6 protein-coding genes are annotated in these 6,653 nt (G+C 38.4%); 5 read left to right on the plus strand and 1 reads right to left on the minus strand.

The window, feature by feature from the left end; all coding sequences use genetic code 11:
• The 5 genes from I2I04_RS16910 to I2I04_RS16930 form a co-directional block, all read left to right on the plus strand.
• Positions 1-528, plus strand: a 528-nt coding sequence (locus I2I04_RS16910; protein WP_195211120.1) for an RHS repeat-associated core domain-containing protein, incomplete at its 5' end; no start/stop codon positions are given.
• A gap of 4 nt (positions 529-532) precedes the next feature.
• Positions 533-1,006, plus strand: a complete 474-nt coding sequence (gene imm9, locus I2I04_RS16915) for an Imm9 family immunity protein (protein WP_008659502.1) — start codon at positions 533-535, stop codon at positions 1,004-1,006.
• A gap of 49 nt (positions 1,007-1,055) precedes the next feature.
• Positions 1,056-2,540 (plus strand): FRG domain-containing protein, encoded by a 1,485-nt coding sequence (locus I2I04_RS16920; protein WP_004308664.1) that lies wholly within the window; start codon positions 1,056-1,058, stop codon positions 2,538-2,540.
• A gap of 332 nt (positions 2,541-2,872) precedes the next feature.
• Positions 2,873-3,262: a type VI secretion system tube protein TssD gene (gene tssD / locus I2I04_RS16925; protein ID WP_004308665.1), complete on the plus strand. Its 390-nt coding sequence runs from the start codon at positions 2,873-2,875 to the stop codon at positions 3,260-3,262.
• 222 nt (positions 3,263-3,484) lie between these two features.
• The gene (locus I2I04_RS16930; RefSeq protein WP_004308667.1) at positions 3,485-5,374 is read left to right on the plus strand and encodes a P-loop NTPase fold protein; all 1,890 of its coding nucleotides are present in this window, start codon (positions 3,485-3,487) and stop codon (positions 5,372-5,374) included.
• 241 nt (positions 5,375-5,615) lie between these two features.
• On the opposite strand, the gene I2I04_RS16935 is transcribed toward I2I04_RS16930, so the two are convergent.
• A partial coding sequence (locus I2I04_RS16935; RefSeq protein WP_229031947.1) for a DNA methylase occupies positions 5,616-6,653 on the minus strand: 1,038 nt, incomplete at its 5' end.

Below are 6,653 nucleotides of genomic sequence, written 5' to 3' on the forward strand. Positions count from 1 at the left end.
GGGATGGTACCGTTCCTGTTTCAGGGACAGTACTATGACCGGGAGACAGGGCTGGCGTACAACAGGTTCAGGTATTACTCGCCACAGATGGGCATGTATGTCTCGCAAGATCCGATTGGGCTGGCTGGGGGAATACTCAATCTATATGGGTATGTCGATGACACAAATGCGTGGAGTGATATTCTTGGGCTTCACAAAAACAGTAATGATACTGTTGGGGATTGGGTACTTTATCTCGTATATGATAATAGCACAGGAGAGTATGCAAAAGTTGGCATTGGTAAAGCAGAAGATGTAATGGCGGATAATAGTAATAGACGAGCCTATACAAGTGCCCGAAAAGTCCGACAAGACCCAAATTTTTCTAATGCAACATTCCAAATATTATCTACACATACAAATATTACCAAAGGAGCCATGAAAGAAATAGAGGCCGCAAAGGTTCGACAATTGCGAAGTGAAGGACATAATTTACCATATAATAGGGAAAGAGACCATCGTTATCATTTACCATCATATAATAAGTAGTCAAATGAATATTGTAGCTAAAATAAGAGTTTTAATATCATCAGAAATACCACAATTAAATGAAATTGTAGATCTTAGAAGATTATATTTTGAATTAAATCAACACATTGCTATTTTAGCATCACATATTAATCTTCATGATTTGGGAGAATGGAAACTTTTAGTCTCTATAAACTATCGAAATACAGATAAGATAGGAATATTTAAACGTCTTAAAAGATTTTCTTCAGACAAAGAATATGAAATCTCAATCTCTATACCAATACCAGATAAAAGGAAGGCTATTTACGGAATAGCACAGGTGGATACAAGCTTTTATAGTCAAATAACTGAATCCCTATTTTATTCACTTGAACCGGCATATGACAAATATTTAGATTTAAACACCTATATGAAGGATAGTGCAAAATCCTCAATTCTATTCATATTAAAACAAGGCTTTAAATGTAACGGAATAAAAATACAATTTAAGGCATAAATATAGTGTTTCATTATTGAAGTGCGAATTGAAATAATAAATAAACAATATGAATTGTGATTTTACATGGATACCATTCTACAAAGAACTATCCGACTGGCTACTTGGAAAACAGAATAGCCAACCGGAACTTATATCTACGCTAAAAGAAATCGGCATTTCCGGTTTTCGTGATGGTTCAGAAGGAGGCAAAGAGATTGTTTTGGAAGAGATCGACCCATTTACATTCTTTTCGTATCTCAACAAGTTTCACTCCGATGAAAGAAGAGTAGAAATCCTACAGGATTTAAGGCGTAAGCTAAATTTTAGTTGTCCAGAACCAACAGATGTATCAGGCATCCCGACAACACATCCCATGAAAGTACATCTATTCCCATGGAAGACAATCAGGGGCAACAATGATATAAATGTATTATGGGAATTGTTCGGACAAGTAAAAGGAGGGAAAGTAGATGAACGACTTTTTCAAACTGCATTGAACATTAAAAGTGTCGGAAAGGGAAAACTCAGCATTGTTCTGTTCTACGCTAATCCGGAAAGATATGTTCCTTTGGACTCCAACACTTCATCGTATCTAAGAAGTAAAAAACTGGGCTACACTTATGATAGTTTTGCATCATATAATGAGTTGTCAGAAAAAATAGTCAAGACTCTTGGGAAACGTCCGTGGGAGATTTCATACGAGGCATATAATTATACACCGGAGAGTGATTCATCAAGTATTGGTAGCATCCGGACTCTATTCGAGAAACTTGAAGATGAATTAGAGGACGATATGGATTACCATATCTTTTATCGAGGACAGTCAGATAAGAGTTTTGGATTGATTCCCTCCATCTATCGAGAGAAATTCTTAATCCAGAATGAAAATAGAATTTTCAGAGATATTATCGCTCAAAGTCCGGCTGATTTCAAAGGGTGTACATCTACCTTTGAGAAGTTGGTCAAGATGCAGCATTACTCTTTGCCGACACGCCTCTTGGATATTACTACAAATCCTTTGGTAGCTCTGTATTTTGCGTGCGAGAATGATGCCGTTGACGGAAAACTGTTCCGATTCGAAGTTCAAACGTCAGATATTAAATATTTTGATAGCGATGCTGTCAGTGTCGTTTCTAATATCGCCAAACGCCCAATAGATTTCAGTATCGAAGATTTGAGAGAACTGGATAGGAAGGAGTTCAACTCCGAAGAGGAAATCCAATATCTTCTGCATGAAATTAAGTACGAGAAACCCCATTTTCAGAATGTGATTGACTCAAAGGATATCGAGAGAGTCTTTTGTGTAAAACCGATGTTTGACAATCCTCGCATAATCCGGCAGTCCGGGGCATTTTTCCTTTATGGTATCAATGGCAATAAAAGCCAACCAGCATCACTCAACTTCAGCTACAAAGTGTACATCATCAATAAAGCGCAGAAGCGGAAGATTAGGAAGCAGCTTGAAGCCCTCGGCATAGACAAATCAACGTTGTTCCCGGAAGTCGAACACGTGGCCGAGCATATAAAGGACAAATATCATCTACCTAAGTAACCTTTCCCTCATTTAAAAAAAAACAAGCCGAGCTATTACACGGATAACTCGGCTCTCAGCTTGAAAAAATTACATCAAGTCTTAATCTCGTGGTATATCTTGAACTTGCAAGTATTTCTCTACTTTGTATAAATAATACTTAGAAGGGAGGATAGCCTGTAAATAGAGTTTCTTCTATTTTGCTGGTTAATAAATTTAATTGATTGTTTGTTATGTTCAAAGGAAAATTCTATATTTGCGAAATATGATATCCTCCTTCTTGTCTTGAAAGCGGTCTGACTGCTTTAACCAAGGCGAAATGTCTTGGTTTTATAATAAATAATAAGATCAGCATGGCAGAATTAAAGGCAACCGTGTGCTTGCAAGGGAAGGATATAGAAGTGATTTCATCACACATTGAATTTAACCGCAAGACAGATAATAAAGGAAGGCCAGTGACAAATGTTATTGGCGGACGTATTACCATTACCGTTGAATCTACCAGAGAAACTACTATTCTTGAAGCAATGGTAAACAGTCCTTTCAAAGCGATAAGCGGCAAGGTGATTTATTACAACACTAAGGATAATTCAATCTTTCGTGTCGTGGAGTTCAAATACGCGTATATCGTATATTACAAAGAGGTTTACAATGTTGACAGAAAACGCCAAATGTATTCCACCATCACATTTTCTGCGGATATTATTATGATAGGAGACGCATATTTAAGCAATCAATGGTAAGACTGACGATTCCTGCAAGCCTTTATTGGATCTTTCAAAGAAGAAACATGAAATTTAGTTGTTTGGATATTATTGTATTAAGAAATATCACTAACTTTGTTCATTGTGGATGTGGCGATAATGGATTTGCAGCGTCGTTTACTATTTCAATATTTAATGTTCTTATTGCTACATTTTTGTTTTTCAATGGAGTTAAAATAGAATTATGTTAATAACAAAGGTATGAATACTTTGATTCTTGATTTTTTAAACAGCTATGCTGATAATACTAATCCTCAGTATGCCGTGATGCTGAAAGGAAAATGGGGATGTGGCAAAACTCATCTTATAAAAGAATGGAAGAAGAAGTTTGATGGAACCGCAGATACCGACGAGGAAATTACGCTAAAGCCCATTTATATTTCGACCTATGGAATGGATAGCGTGAATGACATCAAGACAGCTATAGATAGGGAATTAAATCCTTTCTTCTATTCGAAAACGGGGCGTTTCATAAAGGGAGTTTTGAAATTAGCCGGTAAGGTAGTCTTCAAGACGAGTATGGATTTTAATGAAGACTCTAAAGAGGATGGTTCATTTTCCGCAACACTGGATTCGTTGTCGTTACTACAAGTGAAAGACGACAGTATAAAAGGTGTAAAGTTTCTGATATTCGATGACATCGAAAGGTGCCTGATAGAGATGAAGGAATTGTTAGGCTTTATCAACTATTTTGTAGAGCATTGTAATTGTCATGTTGTCGTAATTGGAGATGAGAACCACCTTGAAAAACTTCCCAAGGCTGTATGGGATGAGTTTAAGGAAAAGACCATAGGCAGGGAATTTGAAATACAACCTGACATAGAAGAAGCCATCGAATACTTCCTTGGCGAAGTACCGGTATCCGATTATTTGAAAGAAATGCGTGATTTCATTATTGCCTGTTTTATGTGCACAAAATCCGATAACTTACGGGTTTTGAGACAATGTTTATATGATTTTAAAAGCCACTTAAACAAACTTCCTCCCGAGCTGGTTGAAAAGGATAATATCTTTCTTAAAAATATTCTTGGGTCATTTATTGCAGTGTATGCAGAGTATAATAATAGTGAGAACAAAGAGGTAATTTGTAATTGGAGTAGAGATTGTCGGATTTCACTACTCCAAGATAATAATGAAGATAAGCAAAGGATACATCATCTAAGGGAAAAATATCACTCTTTGAACAAGGAGTTAATTTATAATGTCTTAAATCCGGAGTATGTTACGGCTATTATACAATATATTATCACAGGTGCTCCACTTGTAGAATTTATTGTTACGGAGATAAGGGATAAGCAAAAAGAATTGAAACCTTGGGAAATGCTATCCGGCTTTTTCGATATGGAGCAGCAAAAACTTGAAAGAATTTGTCAAGATACTATAACATCCATATTGGATAGAGAGATAAAAGATGCTTATCAACTTGGTTATAGTATTGCGTATCTATCATACTTTCACGCTATTGGCATTTTCTATTTTATACAGGCTTATGTCTCTTTAATAAAAGTAAGAATAGCAGAAATGATTGATAGCCAAACCTGTTTAGAGGAACTTTATCAGCTAAGAGGGCTTTTTATTAGTGGATGTAATTATGTAACCACAGATTCCAAAACCCCAATAACGGATGATATTGTGGACTATTTCTTGCAGAAGATGAAATCAAAGATAAATGAGTTGCCGGATCAAATGCAAAAAGCACTGCGTAATTTGACTGAAGGAACAGTAGAACAACTTATAATCATAGACAGATTGCCTTATCCAGATAAAAGTTGTACATACGAACTTCGTGCTATATTTGCATATGAAGATGCCAATGCTCTTTTTGATGCTATCTGCAAACTAAGCAATAAAAGCAGAAATACTTTTACGCAATTTCTTGCTTATCATTATAATTTTGACTATGATTTACAAGATGTGGGAGACAGATATAAGGCAGATGTTCCTTGTTTACTCAAGTTGAAAGATTTGGTCGGTAATGAAATCAGTATATCAAAAGGAGTGGATAAACTTGCCTTCATAAGATTAAAAGATGCCTTGATTGAAGCTATTAGGAGGTGTGAAGGCAAAAGTGATACATTGCCACCAATGTAGAAGCTAAAAATGGCGTATCGCAAAAAACGGATATGCGATGAAAGAATATTATCTCTATTTGACTAAAAACAGAAGATATTAATAGCTATAAATGAGAATGGGTGGTGGCGGGGAATCGGGAGGTTATAAAGGGAGAAAGGATGCCATAAAAGAGTAGAGCCGTCGGCAGACCGGAGCGCAAAAAAATCCCTCTGCCCAGTCATCGCGACCATGCAGAGGGAACGGTTGAATTATGATTATGTCAAGCAGCTTCGGCAATAGCTTCGTGTTTGGCAGCCTGCGGTTGTTCGGCCTCTTTCAGGCTTTCATCAATCCTGTGCTGGAGTTCCTTACATTCCTGTTTGAGCCTTGACAGTTCATCGGCTTTGCTCCACTGACGGCAAATGATGTCCTGCAATGTGGGAATTTCGCTTTCTATCCGCTCTACCGCCTTTTGTTGCTTCTCGATAAGAGAGGGCAATTTGCTTAATGCTCCATGCGGATATTGTGCCGACTCAACAAAACCAAGCGGCAGCGCACCGCTCAGACCGCATCGGTATTTCAATCCACTTATACCCTCTACAAAGAATGTATTGCGGTCAAACGTACCGTCCATATTATACTCGCTATGCACCAACAAGTTTAGCCCTGCATATGTGCCAACTGTACCATACGCTCCGTTGCGGTAGGTCTTGGCGATACGGTGCAACTCCCGGCCAACTTCCTCGGTACTGGCTTGCGGCAAGTTCAAAAGCAGGGTTGCCTTTGCCCCATTATACGAGTTGATGTATTCCAAATCCCTCTTGAAATCGGCCTCAGTACGCTTTGCCTTTTCGATTTCTCCCTGACCGGCAGCTATTTTACGCTCGGCACGGATGCGTTCTTTCTTGAAAATAGCCTGTTCCTTTTCAAGCTGCATAATCTTGTTGTCGAGCTTCGTCTTGTTCAGCAAGTCGTTATTGCCTGACAGAATAGCCACGAACTCGGCGAAGTTCATACCGCTGTCCTCATCCATGCCTCCCTCGTCAATACGACGCACGGCGATTGTGCCGTTGTTAATTTGATTGATAAACATCTGCTTGTTTCTCAACAGATTGAACTTGTAGGCGTCAAGGGTCTTTTCCGTGCCGTAAATTACAATATCTACCACATTGCCACCCCACAGCTTTACAGTGTTGCCTTTGCGTACCGCCCTGCCGTTTCGTTGCTCCATGTCAGCAGGTCGATCGGGTAGGTCAAGGGCATTACTGCCCTCTTCCCCCCTCAGAACCGTACGTGAGGGTTTCCCCTCATACGGCTC

The sequence above is a fragment of the Bacteroides sp. 1001136B_160425_E2 genome, assembly GCF_015559655.1.
In the GTDB taxonomy this organism is placed as follows: domain Bacteria; phylum Bacteroidota; class Bacteroidia; order Bacteroidales; family Bacteroidaceae; genus Bacteroides; species Bacteroides luhongzhouii.

Coding starts and splice junctions, on each gene's coding strand:
- tssD (WP_004308665.1), top strand. CDS start 2,873: ATGGCAGAATTAAAGGCAACCGTGTGCTTGCAAGGGAAGGATATAGAA.
- imm9 (WP_008659502.1), top strand. CDS start 533: ATGAATATTGTAGCTAAAATAAGAGTTTTAATATCATCAGAAATACCA.
- I2I04_RS16920 (WP_004308664.1), top strand. CDS start 1,056: ATGAATTGTGATTTTACATGGATACCATTCTACAAAGAACTATCCGAC.
- I2I04_RS16930 (WP_004308667.1), top strand. CDS start 3,485: ATGAATACTTTGATTCTTGATTTTTTAAACAGCTATGCTGATAATACT.